Genomic DNA, 17,228 nt, shown 5'->3' on the forward strand with positions numbered 1-17,228 from the left:
AAGGGGGTCCGGCGCTGAGATGTCGCTTGCGACATTTCGGTGCCGGACCCGGTCCTCTACAGAACCTGCAGGAGGATCCGCACCGCCAGGCCGAGGCAGACGAGCTGGCCCAGCGTGTAGGCGAGGAACCGCCACGGCTGCACGCCGTTAATGAAGAAGAACGTGTGCGCGTAGCGCGCCGCCACGAACGTTCCGAAATACCAGCCCGCTCCGTCCGGTGACGCTTCCACGAGCACGAACACGAGCGCGAGGAAGAGGAAGATCGGGATGTTCTCGAGGTCGTTGCGCCAGACGGCGTTGAGCCGCTGGACTGCCGGCAGGTCCTCGCCGCTGGCGCCGCCGAAGAACTTTGCGTCCTCCGCATGCACGAACTGCCGCCGTCCCATGCGGTGGTAGCCTTGCAGCGTCGAGTTCAGGACCATCTTGAAGAACAGCAGCACGGTGGTCACCGCGTAGGCGCGCATGGCTGGGTTCATGGTCGAAACCTCCCTCAGGGATGCGGCCTTGTATGGGGACGGGGCCGTGGCGGGTCAAGGAACGCTCTTCTCTTCCACTGGTCCTGGATCGCTGCCGGACTTTGCGGAATGGGCGGCAGTCCCTGCGGTCAGTCTTCTGGTCTGGCGAGGCAGTCCCGGTCCGGTGCTGTGGTCAGGCGCCGGCGCCTTCGTCGGATTTGCCGTGATGGCGCGCAGCCATCGGGCACGTTGCCTCACCGCCCTCCCTTCTCACCCCAATGATGTGGAATGCTCGCGATCAGGTGGACGAGCGCCGGCGTCAGCGCCGGATGAACGTCATCGCTCGCCACCACGACACGGCCGCCCTGGGAATGGTCGGCGAAGCCTTTGTCCTTCCACACCAGGCGCCCGGCCTTCTTGTCGAACATGTAGCCGTGAACCTCGGCCTGGGCCGGCCGCACGAATGGAATCCACGGAAGCAACTCCACGAGCGTCACCACCATCACCCACCGCGCATCCGGTGGTCCCAGACCGGCGATGAACTGGGGCGTCGGATCGCGAAGCTCCTCCTCCACGACATGGAGCCGTGGATGGTCGAAATCCGAGGTTGCGCCATACCCCTTCAGCCGCAGCAGCGACAGGGTGATCTCGCGCATCTGGCGATCGAAATCGGGCTCGCCGGATCGATCGATGCGCGCATCGATCGCTGGCAGCACGACGATTTCCTCGACTTGCCGCGGCTCGAAATCCCGCACGATCGCTTTCTTCAGCGACGGGCCGCATCCACAGGCGAGCGCGACGATGAGCGCGCACAGGAGCGTAGGCCGGCCAAGCATTCAGTTTTCCCCGTTGGCCGGGAAACCCCGGTACAGAAGCCGCAGCGCCTGGTTGTGCGTGCTCATGAACGTCAAGGGCAGTTCGCGCACGAGCACCTCGTTTCTCCAGAGGATGGTGCCGCTGCCGGCATCGATCAACGCCGCGTGCAGCGTGTAGGCCGCCGTGCCCGTCCGCGTCGTGCGGCTGTCGGGATCCCAGACCACTCCCGGAATTCGTACCCGCGCGGCGTGAGCGAGAACAGCGCCTGCTCCGCTGCTGTGCGCGGACCGCAACGCGACGCGCGCTGCCTCACGGACCACGCCGTTGGCAAGGAGGCTCGAATGTTCCCGAAAAGCCATGCATGCAGCATCCGGAACTGAAGCCCGTGTGACGAGGCAGGATCGGAAGGCGGTTGCGCCCGAGGCGGCAGCCTCCGCGGCGTCCTGCAGGGTCGTTTCGAGATCGCGCTGCATGGAAGCGCGCCGACGCGGCTGCCTCCCGTCGACCGTCTCGAAGCCGACGGCCGCGGCAAGGACGAGGATCGACTGCTCGGGCAGAAGGCTGCCGCCGACGACGGGCTCGGCACTGACCACGACGGGCACGCAGCCCGCAGAGATCGCCGTCAGCGCGGCAGCGATCAGCCAGGTTGCGAAGACGCGCGTCGCGGCTCCGTACCCATCACCAGCGCGCACGCCATGGCCAGCCGTGCGCATTCAGAAGATCTCGTGCTCCCGGGTCAGGAAAACGCGAGAGCGGGCAAGGTCGATGAAGCGCGCTTCGTCCTCGATCAGCGCCCGCGCCGCCGCCTGCCCCTGCTCGCTGGCCAGCGCCGCGCGAAAGCTGTCCTCGTCCTTCCACCACACCTCGGTGATGCCGTCGTAGGGCGCCTTCAGGCCGCGCGACTGACGCAGCATCTCATTGAGATCGGGTGCGACGGTGTGGCTCTGCACGTAGCGGACGGCGGAGAGATCGCCGGCCAGGCTCGCCACCAGCGGGCCATGCTCATGCAGCCAGTAGCGGTGGAATTCGGCCGATGGCACGGCCTCGCGGCGGCGGATGCAGTAGACGAGCTTGATCATGGACGCTCCTTATCATGCCGAGCGAGCTTCACCGAAGAGAGCCTTGCGACGTACCGTCCGCGCGCCTCGCGATACGGTGCGCAAGCATGAAGAGAAGGATGTCAGGCTTCGCCTGACGATCGCCATCGGTCCGGCGGCACCAATGGTCGCGGCCGCTGCAGCGCTGCGCCGCCGCCGCTACCGGGTGCAGGTGAAGACCAGGGATTCTTCAGGCCTTGCGCGCCAATCGCCGCCGGTCATCCCATTCCAGCACGGCCGGCAGCACGACCACGTAGCAGACCAGCGTCCAGAACACGCCGAGCGCCAGCAGCTGGCCGATCGAAGCGGAGCCGCGGTGGGAGCTGAAGCCGAGGCTGCCGAAGGTCAGGATCGTGGTCAGCGCGGAGAAGAACACCGCACGTGCCGTGCTGCTGGCCAGCACGTCGATCTCGTCGGGCCGCGTGCGGTGCCGGTGCACGAGATGGATGCCGTTGTCCACACCCATGCCCACGAGCATCGGCAGCACGATCACGTTTCCGAAGTTGAACGGATGGCCTAGCACGACCAGGCTCGCGCACGTCAGCAGCATCGCCAGCGCCAGCGGAAAGAAGGCCAGGATCGTGTCCCACACGCTGCGCCACAGCACGACGAGGAATGCGATCATCAAAACGATCCCGATGCTGAGGGCGAGCACCATCGCGTGCCACGTCGCGCGGCCCCATTCGACCTGCCAGACGGCGCTGCCGGTGGCCTGCGGTGCGACCTCACGGACCCGGTCGACGAAGCGCTCGAGCGCCGCGCTGTCGGAGAGATCGTCGCGCGCGAAGACCTGAATGCGCGCCTGACCGCTGGGCGCGACCAGCTCCGATGCCAGATTGGCCGGCAGGTCCTCGACGACCACGCGCTGCGGCTTGAGCAGCAGGCGAAGGTCGCGGAGCTGCTCGGGGAGCGATCCCACAAGGTTGGCGTGCAGCCCCGCCAGAGCCGCGGCCGGCGAGGCCTCGGCCTCCAGCGTCGTCAAGAATCGCGTCAGCGTCTGGTGCAGCCGCTGCGCGGCGCCAGCCAGCGCCGCGTCCTTCGCCTCCCTGGAGGTGCGCTCCGCCTCTTCGGCGAGCTTCTGCAGAGCCTGGCGCTGCTCCTCCACGCTGCGGCTCTGCGGCGCAGTGCCTTCGGGCAGCAGGAAGAACTCGGCCGTCTGCAGCGTCTCGAGCTTCTCCTCCTGCTGCGCAGGAACATAGTCGTCGATGGTCCGGACCGCGGCCACCTCCTCGAGCTGCGCGATCCGTGAAGCCAGCACGCGCGCCTCCGCCAGCGACGGTGTGACGACGTCGATGATCCAGGGCGTGCTGCCGGGCCGCGCCAGCAGGTCCTCGAACGTCTGCACCGACTCGGTGGCAGGGTCGCGCAGGTCCAGGAGGTTGTAGTTGAAGCGGATGAACGGGAGCGTGAGCAGCGAGGCGAGCGCGGCGGCGACGGCGGCGATGCGGATGGGACCGGCGTAGCGCAGCGGCAGGTGCGCGAGGTTCGTCAGACTCACAGCCGTCTTGCGGGGAGGGCGCGGGGAGGGCTCCCCGCCAAGCGACAGCACGGCCGGCACCATCGTGAACGCGCTGGCGAAGCTGAAGAACATGCCGCATCCGGCAATCACACCGAGCTGGGCAACTCCGGTGAAGTCGGTGAGAAGGAAGATGAAGAAGCCGATGGCGGTCGTGCATGCGCTCGAGAACAGCGAGGGCGCCATGCTTTCGGCGGTCTCGCGCAGGGCGCGGCTGCGCCCGACGCCCGAGGCGATCAGCTCGCGGTAGCGCATGCAGACGTGAATCTGCAGCTCGCCGCCGAGGCCGATGATGAGGACGTTGGCGACCGCCGAGATCTGGTTGAGGTGGCCGATTGCCAGCGCCGCGAAGCCGTTGCTCCACGCCAGGCCCACCACCAGCCCCGAAACGAGAGCCAGCGTGATGCGGAAGGAGCGGAACGCGAAAGCGACCGTGATCGAGAACAGCAGGAACGAGGTGACGCCGACCACGACGTTCTGCGTCGCGATCGCGATCAGCTCCTCGTAGTTGAGCACCGGCTCGCCGGTGATGCGCACTCGGTAGCCGCGTTCCGGCGTCAGCCCCAGCTCCACCGCGGTCGTGCGAATGGCATCGACGTGCGGCCCGGCGTTGAGCAGGGTTCCGAAGTCGAGCTTGCCGCGCAGGGCGACCACGCGCTGGCGCGCTTCGGCAGGCAGCGTGCTGCCGAGCAGCGCGGTGCCCCACGGATCCGGCGCCGGTCGCCGGTCGATCGTCGCCTGCACCGCGGTGGCGACACGGTCGAGCGCCACCGGGAGCTCGAGACCGACCGGCGTTCCCTTGCGCTGCGCCGCCAGCGCGTCGCGCAGCAGATCGGCGACGCCGGCGATGCTCGGGTCGCGCTCGAGCGTGGCCACGAACGGCTGCACCTGGCTCAGGCGCGTGGTCAGGTCGTCGATCTGGTCGAGGCTCAGGTACAAGAGCGCGTTGCGCGCGTAGAACGGCCCGCCGCCCGGGACATCCACCTGCGTGAACAGGTCCTTGCGCTGCGCCAGTCGCTCGGCCAGCGCCTCGGCGGCGTGCCCGGCGGCGACGGGACTGTCGGCGTCGATCACGACCAGAAAGCCGTCGCCAAGCGTATGGAAGGTGTTGATCAGTTCGCGCTGGCGGACCTGGAAGGGAAGGTCCTCGGAAATCAGGCTTCGCGGGTCGGCGTCCACGCCGAGCGTCAGCGCCGCATAGGCCGCCGCGGCCCCCGTCGCGGCCAGGATCAGCGCGAGCGCCCGCTTCGGGCTGCGCTCGATGCGTGCGACCCAGCCGGCGGCTGCGGCCGCAATGCGATCCTCGAGGTTGCCGGTCATGTCGTGCGCGGGTCTTGCGTGCGAAGGCGTCGCAGAGCGCAGCCGCGCGAGCGCAGCGTTCTGCGGGTCACGGCGGCGCCGCCGCGGGCGTCCTTTAGCAATGCGTGGCTGCCGAGGCGAAGAAGGGTGACCCGCGGGCACCCTGCCGGCGTTGACGCGGCCCGTGCCGCGGCAGTATGAAGGCCGGGGGCCGGAGCGGCCGGCCCCGAGAGCTTCGCGAAGCCGGACGCGAGCCCGGAAGAGACAGGGAAAACCAGGAGGATGCCATGACGAAGTCGCTGCGCGTTGCGTTTCTTGCCCTCGTCCTGATCGCCGCACGATCGGAGCAGGCTGCCGGCTTCGGCGCCGGCGGCGGCGTGCGCTCCGACGTCAAGGGCGACGCCGAGATTCGGAAGCTCTACGAGACGTTCGTCGCCGACTGGAACAAGCACAACGTCAACGGGATGGCCGACCTGTGGGCGGTCGATGGCGATCACGTCGAGCCCGACGGCAACGTCGCCAAGGGACGCGAGGAAGTCCGCACGCTGTTCACCAAGCAGCATGGCACCGTGTTCTCCGAGACCACGCTCGATCTGAAGATCGCGGGCGTGTGGTTCATCTCCAACGACGTCGCGCTGGTGGATGGCACCTACAGCGTCAAAGGCATCATCGCTCCTACGGGGCAGAAGGTTCCCGAGCGGCGTGGTCTGCTGACTTCGGTATTGATGCGCGAGGGCGGCAAGTGGTGGATCGCCGCCAGCCGGTTGATGATCCCGACCACGCTTCCGTACAAGAAGGACGAAGCCGCGGCCGAGCAGGCCGAGGAGCCTGCGACCAGAAAGCAGTAGCCCGTTCCCACCTGGGAGTTTTTGTCCGCCATGCTATGGCCGCGTGCGCGCGCGCCCCGTTAGACTCGTTCCTGGCCGGCGCCGCCTTGGATGCGTCCGGCAAAGGGACGACAGGTGAGCGCATCCGGGAACATTCGCTGCTTCGTTGTGTCTGCGTGCATCGGCGCCGGCCTTTTCGCGCCCGGCGCCGCCGCGGCCGCCTTCGGTGACTGCTCGCAACCCGTCACCAGCGGGAGTCAGCCGACCGCCTCCGATTGCCTCTACATACTGCGCACCGGCGTGGGCCTGGCCGACTGCGAGCTGTGCGTCTGCGATACCAACGGGTCCTTCTCCATCAGCGCCACCGATGCGCTGGTGTGCCTGAAGGTCGCGGTGGATCAGCCGGTGCCGCTCCAGTGCCCGAGCTGCGTCGTCAGCACCAGCACCACCACCACGAGCACCTCCTCGAGCTCGTCTTCGACGACCACCATCCCGTTCTGCGGCGACGGCTTCCTGGATTTCGGCGAAGACTGCGACGACGGCGACAATTTCAACGGCGACGGGTGCAGCGCCGACTGCCTGCTCGAAGGCGGCACGTGCGAGGCCGACGTGGAGCTGCTGTGCGACGATACCGACACCTGGGACACGCTCGAGGAAGGCTCGACCGATCGCGTCGAGTTCTACGGCTGCGATGACTGGTTCGAGAGCGGACGGGAGTACACGTACGTCTTCCTGCCCGACTTCGCGGAGAACGTGCTCGTCGAAGTCTTCTCCGAAGCCGGCGTCGATCATGACGTGTTCGTGCTTCTCGACGACGGGCTGGGTTGTCAGCCGGGCAACTGCATCGCGTACGGAGACGACGAGGCGCAGTTCGTCGCGGCGGCGGGGGAGATCTACTACATCGTCGTTGACGGCTTCGAGGGCGACGCTGGCGCCTTTACCATCGACCTGAGTTGCCTGTAGGGGCGGCGGAGGGCGCGGAGCGGGGCATCCGCTGCGTTGCGCTCCTCGTCCGCCGCTCCGGCGGGCCACCAGCCCGCCTCCGCGTCGTCCTCGTCGCGCGCCTTGCGGCTGCCCCACTGCGCGCCCTCCGCGCTCGATGACAACGGTTGCCTGTAGGGCGGCGGAGGGCGCGGAGCGGGGCATCCGCTGCGTTGCGCTCCTCGTCCGCCGCTCCGGCGGGCCACCAGCCCGCGTTCGCGCTCGATCGACAGGTCTGCAGTAGGAGAAGGCACCTCCGCCGTTGCGTGGGAGGAGGTGCCTTCTGCGTTGTTGTTACGGTCCGACTTGCAGCGGGACGTGGGTCAGGTTGCCGCTGTCTCGCAGCTGGACGATCTGCTTGCCGCCCAGCAGGGCGCCGGTCCAGGTGGTGCGCTCTTCCATGAGCAGCTTGCCCTCGGGGCAGATCACCGTACCGGAGCCGGTTACCTCTTCGCCGAACTTACACTTGTTCTTGCCGTAGACGATCACCTTGCTGGCCTGCTGTCCGTTGGCCAGCAGCAGTCCGCCGCGGAAGTGCAGGTCGAACTTCTTGGCCACGCGCACGACGTAGACCGTGTCGGCGTTGCCGCCGCCGTCCAGGATCAGATCGGCCTCGTTGCCGCTGGTGAAGCGCTCGATGTCGATCACGTTCAGGCCGCCCGCCACCACGCCCGGCGTCGTGCCCGGCGCCAGCGTCAGCGAGGAGCCGCCGCTGATGTGGACATTGCCGAGGTCGGTCGTCGAGGGCAGCGCATCGAGGAGCGCGGCCGCCGTGTCGATGTCTGCCTGCGCATCATTGCAGGCCGCGACCTGCGCGTGCGAGCCGGTGGTGTCATAGACGCCGGCGCCTTTGGCCACGGTGGCGCCGCCGGCGATCTCGTCGACCGCCACGTCGGGCAGGATGGAGCCCGAGGGCTTGCCCTTCACCGCGCCGCCGGCGGTGACGACATCGCCGCTGATGGCGGCGGCCGGTCCGATGCGGACGGCATTGCCGGTCGCGAACATGCCGACCACGTCGCCGGTGGTCGTCGAGGTCTCGCCGATGATCGTTTCCTCGCCGCAGATGTCGCCGGCGACTTCCGTCTGGCCGCGCGTGCGTGCGCGCACTCGCCGCGTCGGATCGCCACCCACCATCACCCAGCGGCACGCCGCTGGAATGATGACGGCATCGCCACCGCAGGTGCCGCCGTTGCCGCAGCTGTCGCCGACGGTGCAGAGGTCGCCGTCATCGCAGGACGCGCCGACGCTGGGTGCGCACACGGACGGGCCGGTGCACTGCGGGAACTCGGGAGCGGACGTGGCCCCGATGGTCGTCGTCGTCACGCTCTGCACGCCGCACGTGTAGCACTGCTCCACGTCGCAGCCGGCATCACAGCCGTCGCCGGTGGCGGTGTTGCCGTCGTCGCATTCCTCGCCCTGCTCGACGCAGCCGTTGGAGCACGTCGACGGCGGCACCTCGATCTGGCAGTGGTCGTCGCAGCCGTCGCCCGAGCTGGTGTTGCCGTCGTCGCAAGTCTCGCCCTTGTCGATCTCCTCGTTGCCGCACAGCTGCGGCGCCTCGACGGCGCAGAAGGGATCGCAGCCATCGCCCGGCTCGATGCCGCCGTCGTCGCAGCCTTCGCCCGGATCGGTGCGACCGTTGCCGCAGATCCAGCAGTCCGGGTCGTTGGCGTCGACGAGATCGTCGCCGTCGTCGTCGCGCTGGTTCGTGCAGTTCTCGACCGAGGTGAAGCTGCCCGTCTGCAGGAAGATCCAGCTGTCGAGCGAACGGTCGCCGGTGTCGGCGATCGCGATCTTGAAGTGGTTGGTCACCTGCGGGTTCACCACCGCCGTGAGCACCAGCTCCACCGTCAGGCCGTCGGGCTCGATGTCGAGCGTGGCGGCGGGATCGTTGGGATCATTGTTGCGGAAGAACGCAGGATTGGACGCGTTGCTGCCAAAGGGGTTGCCGCCGTTGACGTTGTTGATCGAAACGACAGTCACCCCGTCGGGCAGCAGTGCCTTGTTGACGCCGTTGACGAAGAAGCCGAACACGTCGTTGTACGACGAGTTGACGTACTCATTGTACTCCTCGGAGCTGAACACGTACCGCACCTGGATCGTGTCGGTGTCGGGCACGAAGTCGAACTCCAGCACCGTGGCATCGTTGGTCGGGGCGCCGCCGATCAGGCCCGACAGGTCGGCGTCCCCGGGCTCGTTCAGGTGCACCGTGTAGCCGTCCTCATCGTTGGGGCCGGCTGCCGATTTGGCGCATCCGGAGCTGAGGATGACGCCGGTGGGAATGCCGGTGGCGGCGGCGGAGTCGGCGAAGCGTCCCGCGGCAATCGGTGCGCCGGTCAGCGTGACGTTCGAGACGGTGACGCCCGCGCCAACCAGCGCGGCAGCAAGGTCGTTGGGGGTCAGGCCATCGGTCAGATCGGTGACGACGAGGTTGGCGCCCTCGGGCACCTCGCACTCCGGCGTGAAGAAGGTCGTCGATGTGGTGCTCGTCGTCGTCGTGATGATGAACGTCGTCGACGTCGTCGGCGGCAGCGTAGTCGGCGTCGGAATCGTGGACGTCGTCGTCGGCGGCAGCGTTGTCGTGGTTTCGAATTGAGCGAGAGCGTGTACGGGCGCGAGCATCGCAAGAGCGAGCGCCGCCGCGTTCATGCCTGAGGCAGCGGCCGCACGGCCGCGCATCCAGCGCGTGTTCATATTGAATCCTCGAACCCCCTGAAACGAAGGACGATGCGAGAAGGGGAGCTCTCGCACTCGTCCGGATCCCCACCTGAAGCTGCGGGCTTTTATCCGCCGGCGGTGAGCGCGGTCAAGACGACATTCGCTGGCGCGGACCATCTGCGCCGGTTTTTCGCCGCGACGCGTGCCGATGGGGGGCAGAAGCCACAGATATCAGACCATCGATGGTGCCGACACGGGATCGGCGATGGTGAAGTAGAACGTGGCGCCGTTGCCGAAACTGGCGCGCGCCCACAGCCGCCCGCCGTGCTTGTGAATGATCCGCTGCACGACTGCCAGGCCGGTGCCGTCGCCGGGGAACTCGCGCGCATCGTGCAGGCGTTCGAACGGCGCGAACAGCCGTCCGGCCTGCTTCATGTCGAAGCCGACGCCGTTGTCACGGACGAAGTAGGCCTTGCTGCCGTCGTACTGCATCTCGCAGCCGATCCGGATGTGCGGCGACGCCGCGTTGCCGGCGTACTTCCACGCGTTGTCGAGCAGGTTCTCGAACACGGTCGCCAGCAGATCCGCGTCGCACACCGCGGGCATCGTCTCGTCGACCTCGACGTTCACGAGTCGGTCGGGATGCTTCGTGCGCAGATCCTCGACGACGCTGCGGGCGATCGCCGCCAGGTCGACGTGACGCGCGTGCAGCGGTGCCCGGCTGATCTTGGCCAGCTCGAGCATCTTCGCGACGAGGCGCTCCATGCTTTCGCCGGTGACGCGCGCCTGCTCGAGCCGCGCACGGTAATCGGCGGCATCGCCGCCAACGATTTCCGTGGCCGCGCGAATCGCCTGCAGCGGCGCCTGCAGCTGCGCACACACCGCGCTCGAGAACGCGTCCAGCTCACGCTGGACGACCTCGAGCTGACGCGACCGGTCCTGCAGCCGCTGCTCGAGCTCGCTGCGCGCGGAAGTGTTCTCCATGGCCATCGCCACGGTCTCCGCCAGCGCCTGGAGCAGCTCGGTCTCGTGAGGCTCGGCGCGATGCCTGCGCGCCCAGTAGACGCCGATCGCGCCGACCGGACTGGTGCGCCGGATCGGCAACATGAGCAGGCTCTTGACGAACGTCGGCCTATAGACCTCCGGCAGCACACGCGCATCGTCCAGAACGTCCTCGATCATCGCGGGCTGGCCCCGCAGCATGCTCCAGCCGCTGATGCAGCTGGTGATGGGGAAGCGACTGCCTTTCCACAGTGGCGCAACGGCATCCTCGGCGAGGTAGTGGCAGTAGTCGCCCTCGCGCAGGACGAAGGTGGCGCCGTCGGCGGCCGCGATCTCGCGCGCCGCGCTGCGCACGATCGTGGCAACCGATGCGAGGCTGGGGGCGGAGGCCAGGTCTTGCACCGCGCGCACCAGGCGCCGGGTGGCGCGCATGTGATCGCTCATGCGGCGCTGCTCGCGCTTGTCCTGCCCGACACGCAGCTCGCGCTGTGCCACCGCGATCAGCCGCCACTCGTGGTCCTTCAGGACGTAGTCGGCGGCGCCGGCCGCCAGCATCGCCTTGACGTTGTTCTCCTCGGCCGAGCCCGACAGGCAGACGAAAGGGGCATCCGGCTGCAGCTGGCGGGCCAGGTGCAGGGCTTCCAGAGGCGCCATTCCAGGAACGCTGCTGTCGGCCAGGACGAGGTCGTATTCGCCGCTCGTCAGACAGCTGCGGTAGGAGTCGGCGTCGGAGGCGAGCGTGACGTCGGCATCGATGCCGCCGGCGCTCAGCCAATGGCCGATCAAAAAGGCGTCGCTGGCGTTGTCCTCGAAATGCAGAATTCGACCACGGTTCATCGTGTGCCAAGCCCCCCTCGCACACTCCCAAGCTAGCGCGGAGTTTGCCACGCAGCCATGCCGTTTGTTCGCGCCGGCGCGGAAACGAAGGAAGTGGCGGCGCGGTGTCGCTTCCGGCAGAGGCTCAGGAATGGTCCGCGCCGTGGACCTGCGATGCGGTCTCTTCGGCTGCTGACACCGAGTTCACTGACGCGATGGTCGTGCCTACGGACGCGAAAAAACCCCGCAGCGGTCGGCCCGGGCCCACCTCGAGAATGCGCGCGTCGCGTCCGAGCAGCGCTCGCATGTTGGCGACCCACTGCACCGTGGCCGTCACCTGGCGCGTCAGCGCGTCCTCGAGCGCCGGGCGTGATCCCGTGTGAAAACCGCCGCTCGTATTGGACAGGACGGAGGTGGCTTTGGACGCGTTCGTAAGCGGCAGCTCCGCCAGCGCCTCCGCCAGCGGTTCGGCCACGGGCTGCATGTAGCGCGAGTGGAAGGGCGCCGAGACGCGCAGCGCGATCGTCCTGGCCTTCCACGACGGGTGCTGCCGCACTGCCTCCACCGCTCGCGCGACGTCGCCGGCCGTGCCGCTGATGACGGCCTGATCCGGCGCATTGTGGTTGGCGATGTCCACATTCATGGGCGCGACGAGCTCGGCCAGCGCCTCGACGTCGAGATCGCGCTGCAAGATCGCCGTCATGGCTCCCTCGCCCGGCGCCACCGCTTCCTGCATCAGGCGGCCGCGCAGGCGCACCAGCCGAACCGCATCGCCGAGCGCGAGCGCGCCGGCGGCCACGAGCGCCGCATATTCGCCGAGGCTGTGGCCGCCGAAGAGTGTGGGATGGACGCCGAAGTGCGAGCGCAGCGCTTCGCACATGGCGATCTCGACGGTGAGAATGGCCGGCTGCTGGAACTCGGTCAGCGCCAGCCTCGTCTCATCGGCGAAGCAGATCGCGGCGAGGTCGAGCCCGCTGGCGTCGGAAGCTTCCTCGAACACGCGTGCGGACTCGGCGAAGGCTTCGACGAAGTCGCGGCCCATGCCGAGGCGCTGGCAGCCCTGGCCGGGGAACACGAAAGCGACGGCAGTCGTCATGAACGCGCGCTCAGTTGGCCGCCGGCGGGCTGATCGCCGCGGGCGCGCTCGGCGGGCCTTCCTGCCCGTCGGCCGTCACGGCGCGCACGCGATACCAGACCGTGGCTGCGCCGGCAGGCGGATCGTCGACGTGGCGGAAGCGCGTGCGGCGCCGGAAGCGCTCCTGATCGACGACGTCGACGCGCGCCACCGGTGCGAACTCCCCGGGCTGCTCCGCCCGCTCGACCACGAACGCCGCGAGGTCCTCGAGACGTCGTCCATCGGCACTGCGGTCGGCGCGCTTCCACGTCAGCTCGACCTTTCCATCGCTGGCCTGGGCCGTGACCTGGCCTTCCATGACCGGGGCCGTGTCCTCGGGCGGGCGCGGAGCGGTACGAAGGCCGCACGCACACACCAGCATCAGCGCGGCCGCCGTCAGCGCGAAACGACTCATGGCGTGCGCACTCCATGGCGCCTGGCCAGCGTCCGCAGTCGTCGCTTGACCAGTGCCGGCGAGGTGCCGCCGAGCGAAGCGCGGCGCGCGACGCTGCGGTCGAGCGTCAGCAGCTGGGCCACGGTCTCCCCGGCGCGCCGATCGGCATCGGCACCGAGCAAGGGCGAGAATGCCGCAAGCTCGCGCGAGTCGAGCTCGGTCAGCGCCTTGCCGCTGTCGAGGCAGTGGCGAACGATCTTTCCCACCACCGCGTGCGCCTGCCGAAACGGCATGCCGCGCGCGACGAGGATTTCGGCAAGGTCGGTCGCGAGCAGCATCGGATCGGATGCCGCAGTCCGCATCGTGTCCTCGACGAAAGTCAGCGAGCGCACCATCGCTGCAAGGATGGTCAGGCAAGAAAGAGTCGTGTCGACGCTGTCGAAGAGCGGCTCCTTGTCCTCCTGCAGGTCGAAGTTGTATGTCAGCGGCAGCCCTTTGACCGCCGTCAGCACCGACACGAGGTTTCCGTAGACGCGCCCGGTCTTGCCGCGCACCAGCTCGGCAATGTCGGGGTTCTTCTTCTGCGGCATCATCGAGCTGCCGGTGGAGAATGCGTCGTGCAGGCGCACGAAGCCGTACTCGCTGGTCGCCCACAGCACGATCTCGGCCGACAGCCGCGAAAGGTGGCTGAAGAGCGTTGCCGCCGCCGCCAGCGGCTCGATGACGAAGTCCCGATCGGCCACCGCGTCCATGCTGTTCTCGGCGACGCGCGCGAAGCCGAGTTCGCGTGCGACGTGCTCGCGATCGATCGGCAGCGTCGTGCCGGCGATGGCACCGGCGCCGAGCGGCAGCACGTCGGCACGGTCGCGGGCGGCGGCAAAGCGCTGGCGGTCGCGCGAGAGCATTTCGTAATAAGCCAGCAGATGGTGGGCGAGCAGCACGGGCTGCGCTCGCTGCATGTGCGTGTAGCCGGGCAGCACCGCCGACTCGTTGGCCAGTGCGACTTCCAGCAGCGCACGCTGCAGATCGTCGATGGCGCCGTCGATCTGAGTCAACGCGTCCTTCACGTAGAGTCGCAGGTCCGTGACGCTCTGATCGTTGCGCGACCGCGCAGTATGCAGCTTGGCGCCCGCATCGCCGATGGCGGCGGTGAGCTGGCGCTCGATCGCCATGTGGATGTCCTCGTCGGCAACGTCGAAGACGAAACGTCCGGCGTCGATGTCGGCTTCGATCTTGCGAAGGCCGATCTCGATCTTGCGCGCCTCTGCCTTGGTGAGCAGCCCGACGGCTGCCAGCATGTTCGCATGCGCGACGCTGCCGCGGATGTCGTAGCGATACAGCCGGCGGTCGAAGCCGATCGATGCGGTGAAGCCTTGCATCGCCGTATCGGGCGCGGCGTCGAAGCGGCCGCCCCACGAACGGTTGGTGGCGTCGGCGGGGGCAGCGGGCATGTCCGCGACGGCGGCGGTGCCTGTGGATCTGGTCGTACGGTTCTTGGAAGCCGCTGTCTTCTTCTTGGCCACTACGAGGCGCTTTGTTTCGCGAAAATGGGGACAGGTCCAGCGGGTCCCTGTCGTTGCCGCTACTTCCCGCGCCGCGACTGCACCATGTTGCGCACCTTCAGCCGCAGGCCGGCGAGGCGGATGAAGCCGGTGGCATCCGCCTGCGTGTACACCTCGTCCTCCTCGAACGTCGCCAGCGCCGGCACGTACAGCGACTGTTCGGACTTGCGCCCGGCCACCGTGGCACTGCCCTTGTAGAGCTTCATGCGCACCGTCCCGTTCACCGACTTTTGCGACTCATCGACTGCCGCCTGCAGCATCTCGCGCTCGGGCGCGAACCAGAAGCCGTAGTAGACCATCTCGGCGTAGCGGGGGATCAGCGAGTCGCGAAGATGCATGACTTCCCGATCCATCGTCAGCGACTCCAGCGCCCGGTGGGCGATGGTCAGCACCGTTCCGCCCGGCGTCTCGTAGACGCCGCGTGACTTCATCCCGACGTATCGGTTCTCGACGATGTCGGCGCGCCCGACACCATTTCTGCCCGCGATCTTGTTGAGCGCCGCCAGCAGCTCGAACGGGCCCATCGCCTTGCCGTCCAGTGCCACCGGGTCGCCGCTCCGATACTCGATCTCGACGTACTCGGCCTTGTCGGGCGCCTGCTCGGGCGACACCGACAGCACGAACATGTCTTCGCGCGGCTGCTGCCAGGGATCCTCCAGCTCGATGCCCTCGAAGCTGATGTGCAGCACGTTGCGGTCCATGCTGTAGCCCTTGTCGCGCGTGATCGGCAGCGGAATGCCGTGCTTCTCCGCGAAGTCGAAAAGCTTGGCGCGCGAATTCAGGTCCCAGATCCGCCACGGCGCAATCACCTTGAGGTCGGGCGCCAGCGACGCGTACGTCAGCTCGAAGCGCACCTGATCGTTGCCCTTGCCGGTGGCGCCGTGGCTGACGGCATCGGCGCCGGTGCGCCGCGCCACCTCGATGTGCCGCTTGGCAATGACCGGCCGCGCGATCGAGGTGCCGAGCAGGTAGGTGCCCTCGTAGACTGCACCCGCGCGGAGCATCGGGAAGACGAAGTCGCGCACGAACTCTTCGCGCAGGTCTTCGACGTACGCTTCGACCGCGCCCGTCTTGAACGCCTTCTGCCTGGCGGCCTCCAGGTCCTCGTCCTGCCCGACGTCGGCGATGTAGGCCACGACCTCGCACTGGTACTGCTCGATCAGCCACTTGAGGATGACGGAGGTGTCGAGCCCGCCGCTGTAGGCGAGCGCGATCTTCTTCGGGGATGTCGAGGTGCTCACGGCAGCAGGTTTTCGCCGGAAAAAGCCGACAGGTCCAATTCGGCCGTGCATTTCGTGTGCAACCGGGTCGGGCGCAATTTGGGCCGGGTGGTGGCTGATGCCGCGAGACGATGCGAAGACTGGAGGCGATGGTGATGCCTCGCACGACCGCCAGCGCCGGCTCGAAGGTTCCAGCCTGGGCCGAGCGGCTGGTCCTCTTTCTCGACGACGGCTTCGTCCTGCCCGGCACGTCGTTCCGCGTCGGCTTCGATGCCGTGCTCGGCCTCATCCCCGGCATCGGCGACCTCATCACGACGAGCACCAGCCTCTCCCTTCTGTATCTGGCTCACGAGCGCGGCGTGCCCAAGCCCGTCATTGCCAGGATGGTCCTCAACGTCGCGGTCGACGCGGCCGTCGGCGCCATCCCCGTTCTCGGCGACGTCTTCGACGTCGTCTTCAAGGCCAATCGCCGCAACCTGACCCTGCTGCAGCGCTACGATGTCGCGCCCCGCCAGGCCACGGTCCGAGACAGCATCTTCCTGATCACGGCTGCGATGGTCATGCTTGCCGTCCTCATGATCCCGATGGTTCTGGCCGTGCTGCTGGTACGCGCTCTGCTCGCCTGAGCGGAAGTGGTCGGCTGGCCCTGCTGAGCGGCGGTCGGTTGGCCGGACGTCTTCTGATCATCCGCGGCACGCTTTGGACCTCGCACGATCGCGGCCCCGCCGCGCCCGCTCGCGAAGCAGACGTGCGCGCTGGCCCTTTTTTCGCCGTCTTCGCCGGATGACGGCCCTCACCTGGCCAGCGCGCCCACTCGTTCGCGCTTCGCTGGCTCGACCGTCATCGGGAAAACTCCTAATTTGACGTCATCGTCGGGCGCGACTGGCGTTGGCCGGAGAATGCGCGCGAACGTCGGGGCAAAAGGAGACAGACGATGATGATGAAGCCGATGGCTGGAGTCGTGTTCTCGCTGGGCCTGGTGATCGCCGCCGCAACGACGGCCAACGCGCAGGCAACCGAGCTGACGTGCGACGAGTGGCGCTGCGAGTTCCAGGACCGCGTCGAGGCGCGCTGTCCGTGCAGCGAGCAGACCAACCACGGCCGATACGTCAGCTGCGTCGCGCACGTGGTCAAGGAGCTGGTGGCCGACGGCCTGCCGACCAGGTGCAAAGGCAAGCTCAAGCGCTGCGCCGCCAAGTCGGTGTGCGGCAAGGAAGGCTTCTCCACCTGCACGATCCACGAGTACGGCACGTGCGTCGAAGGCGTGTGCTCGCACGACTCGAACATCACCTGCAGCGCCGACACCGACTGCCTGGTATCCAGCCAGTGCAGGATCACCCGCGACACCGCGCGCTGCGAAGCCGCCGGCGGCGTGGCCAACCTGTCGCCGACCTGCTGCTCGAGCTGCAACACGGGCGAGTAGCCTCACCGACCACGGCCGAAGACGCGGGGCCGGGATCGCTCCCGGCCC

At 68.0% G+C, this 17,228-nt stretch carries 15 protein-coding genes; 4 read left to right on the top strand and 11 right to left on the bottom strand.

Going from position 1 to position 17,228, the window contains the following annotated elements:
• Nucleotides 1-56: 56 nt before the first annotated feature.
• The 5 genes from VEC57_07045 to VEC57_07065 all read right to left on the bottom strand — a co-directional run bounded on the left by VEC57_07045 (nucleotide 57) and on the right by VEC57_07065 (nucleotide 5,204).
• Nucleotides 57-476: an MAPEG family protein gene (locus VEC57_07045; protein ID HYB98879.1), complete on the bottom strand. Its 420-nt coding sequence runs from the start codon at nucleotides 474-476 to the stop codon at nucleotides 57-59.
• Between the two features lie 233 nt (nucleotides 477-709).
• Complete coding sequence (locus VEC57_07050; protein ID HYB98880.1) at nucleotides 710-1,291, bottom strand: hypothetical protein; 582 nt, start codon at nucleotides 1,289-1,291, stop codon at nucleotides 710-712.
• Nucleotides 1,292-1,984, bottom strand: a complete 693-nt coding sequence (locus VEC57_07055; GenBank protein HYB98881.1) for a hypothetical protein — start codon at nucleotides 1,982-1,984, stop codon at nucleotides 1,292-1,294.
• Nucleotides 1,985-2,350, bottom strand: coding sequence for an EthD domain-containing protein (locus VEC57_07060; protein ID HYB98882.1), 366 nt, complete (start codon nucleotides 2,348-2,350; stop codon nucleotides 1,985-1,987).
• A gap of 208 nt (nucleotides 2,351-2,558) precedes the next feature.
• Nucleotides 2,559-5,204 (bottom strand): MMPL family transporter, encoded by a 2,646-nt coding sequence (locus VEC57_07065; protein ID HYB98883.1) that lies wholly within the window; start codon nucleotides 5,202-5,204, stop codon nucleotides 2,559-2,561.
• A 266-nt stretch (nucleotides 5,205-5,470) separates the two neighbouring features.
• Between VEC57_07065 and VEC57_07070 the strand changes: the two genes are divergently transcribed.
• Nucleotides 5,471-6,031, top strand: a complete 561-nt coding sequence (locus VEC57_07070; GenBank protein HYB98884.1) for an SgcJ/EcaC family oxidoreductase — start codon at nucleotides 5,471-5,473, stop codon at nucleotides 6,029-6,031.
• A 147-nt stretch (nucleotides 6,032-6,178) separates the two neighbouring features.
• Entirely contained in the window at nucleotides 6,179-6,973 is a 795-nt protein-coding gene (locus VEC57_07075) for a DUF4215 domain-containing protein (protein ID HYB98885.1), read from the top strand.
• Nucleotides 6,974-7,285: 312 nt separating this feature from the next.
• Here the strand turns inward: VEC57_07075 and VEC57_07080 are convergent, their stop codons facing one another.
• The 6 genes from VEC57_07080 to VEC57_07105 form a co-directional block, all read right to left on the bottom strand.
• Nucleotides 7,286-9,685, bottom strand: a complete 2,400-nt coding sequence (locus VEC57_07080) for a choice-of-anchor L domain-containing protein (GenBank protein HYB98886.1) — start codon at nucleotides 9,683-9,685, stop codon at nucleotides 7,286-7,288.
• A gap of 195 nt (nucleotides 9,686-9,880) precedes the next feature.
• A complete protein-coding gene (locus tag VEC57_07085; GenBank protein HYB98887.1) occupies nucleotides 9,881-11,488 on the bottom strand; it encodes an ATP-binding protein in 1,608 nt (535 codons plus the stop codon).
• 124 nt (nucleotides 11,489-11,612) lie between these two features.
• Nucleotides 11,613-12,563 carry an ACP S-malonyltransferase gene (locus VEC57_07090; GenBank protein HYB98888.1) on the bottom strand — a complete coding sequence of 317 codons (951 nt, stop codon included), beginning with the start codon at nucleotides 12,561-12,563 and terminating at the stop codon, nucleotides 11,613-11,615.
• Between the two features lie 10 nt (nucleotides 12,564-12,573).
• Entirely contained in the window at nucleotides 12,574-12,996 is a 423-nt protein-coding gene (locus tag VEC57_07095) for a hypothetical protein (GenBank protein HYB98889.1), read from the bottom strand.
• On the bottom strand, nucleotides 12,993-14,498 hold the full coding sequence (argH, locus tag VEC57_07100) for an argininosuccinate lyase (protein HYB98890.1): 1,506 nt from the start codon (nucleotides 14,496-14,498) through the stop codon (nucleotides 12,993-12,995). The genes VEC57_07095 and argH overlap by 4 nt, the downstream gene beginning before the upstream one ends.
• 59 nt (nucleotides 14,499-14,557) lie before the next feature.
• Nucleotides 14,558-15,778, bottom strand: a complete 1,221-nt coding sequence (locus VEC57_07105) for an argininosuccinate synthase (GenBank protein ID HYB98891.1) — start codon at nucleotides 15,776-15,778, stop codon at nucleotides 14,558-14,560.
• Nucleotides 15,779-15,912: 134 nt separating this feature from the next.
• Here VEC57_07105 and VEC57_07110 point away from each other — a divergent pair, with 134 nt between their 5' ends.
• Both VEC57_07110 and VEC57_07115 read left to right on the top strand, forming a co-directional pair.
• On the top strand, nucleotides 15,913-16,383 hold the full coding sequence (locus VEC57_07110) for a DUF4112 domain-containing protein (GenBank protein HYB98892.1): 471 nt from the start codon (nucleotides 15,913-15,915) through the stop codon (nucleotides 16,381-16,383).
• Nucleotides 16,384-16,691: 308 nt separating this feature from the next.
• Complete coding sequence (locus VEC57_07115) at nucleotides 16,692-17,180, top strand: hypothetical protein (protein HYB98893.1); 489 nt, start codon at nucleotides 16,692-16,694, stop codon at nucleotides 17,178-17,180.
• The last annotated feature ends 48 nt before the right edge of the window (nucleotides 17,181-17,228 follow it).

It is taken from the genome of Candidatus Limnocylindrales bacterium (assembly GCA_035626395.1).
In the GTDB taxonomy this organism is placed as follows: Bacteria; Desulfobacterota; Binatia; order UBA1149; family CAITLU01; genus DASPNH01.

Coding starts and splice junctions, on each gene's coding strand:
- VEC57_07045 (HYB98879.1), bottom strand. CDS start 476: ATGAACCCAGCCATGCGCGCCTACGCGGTGACCACCGTGCTGCTGTTC.
- VEC57_07050 (HYB98880.1), bottom strand. CDS start 1,291: ATGCTTGGCCGGCCTACGCTCCTGTGCGCGCTCATCGTCGCGCTCGCC.
- VEC57_07055 (HYB98881.1), bottom strand. CDS start 1,984: ATGCGCACGGCTGGCCATGGCGTGCGCGCTGGTGATGGGTACGGAGCC.
- VEC57_07060 (HYB98882.1), bottom strand. CDS start 2,350: ATGATCAAGCTCGTCTACTGCATCCGCCGCCGCGAGGCCGTGCCATCG.
- VEC57_07065 (HYB98883.1), bottom strand. CDS start 5,204: ATGACCGGCAACCTCGAGGATCGCATTGCGGCCGCAGCCGCCGGCTGG.
- VEC57_07070 (HYB98884.1), top strand. CDS start 5,471: ATGACGAAGTCGCTGCGCGTTGCGTTTCTTGCCCTCGTCCTGATCGCC.
- VEC57_07080 (HYB98886.1), bottom strand. CDS start 9,685: ATGAACACGCGCTGGATGCGCGGCCGTGCGGCCGCTGCCTCAGGCATG.
- VEC57_07085 (HYB98887.1), bottom strand. CDS start 11,488: ATGAACCGTGGTCGAATTCTGCATTTCGAGGACAACGCCAGCGACGCC.
- VEC57_07090 (HYB98888.1), bottom strand. CDS start 12,563: ATGACGACTGCCGTCGCTTTCGTGTTCCCCGGCCAGGGCTGCCAGCGC.
- VEC57_07095 (HYB98889.1), bottom strand. CDS start 12,996: ATGAGTCGTTTCGCGCTGACGGCGGCCGCGCTGATGCTGGTGTGTGCG.
- VEC57_07110 (HYB98892.1), top strand. CDS start 15,913: ATGCCTCGCACGACCGCCAGCGCCGGCTCGAAGGTTCCAGCCTGGGCC.
- VEC57_07115 (HYB98893.1), top strand. CDS start 16,692: ATGATGATGAAGCCGATGGCTGGAGTCGTGTTCTCGCTGGGCCTGGTG.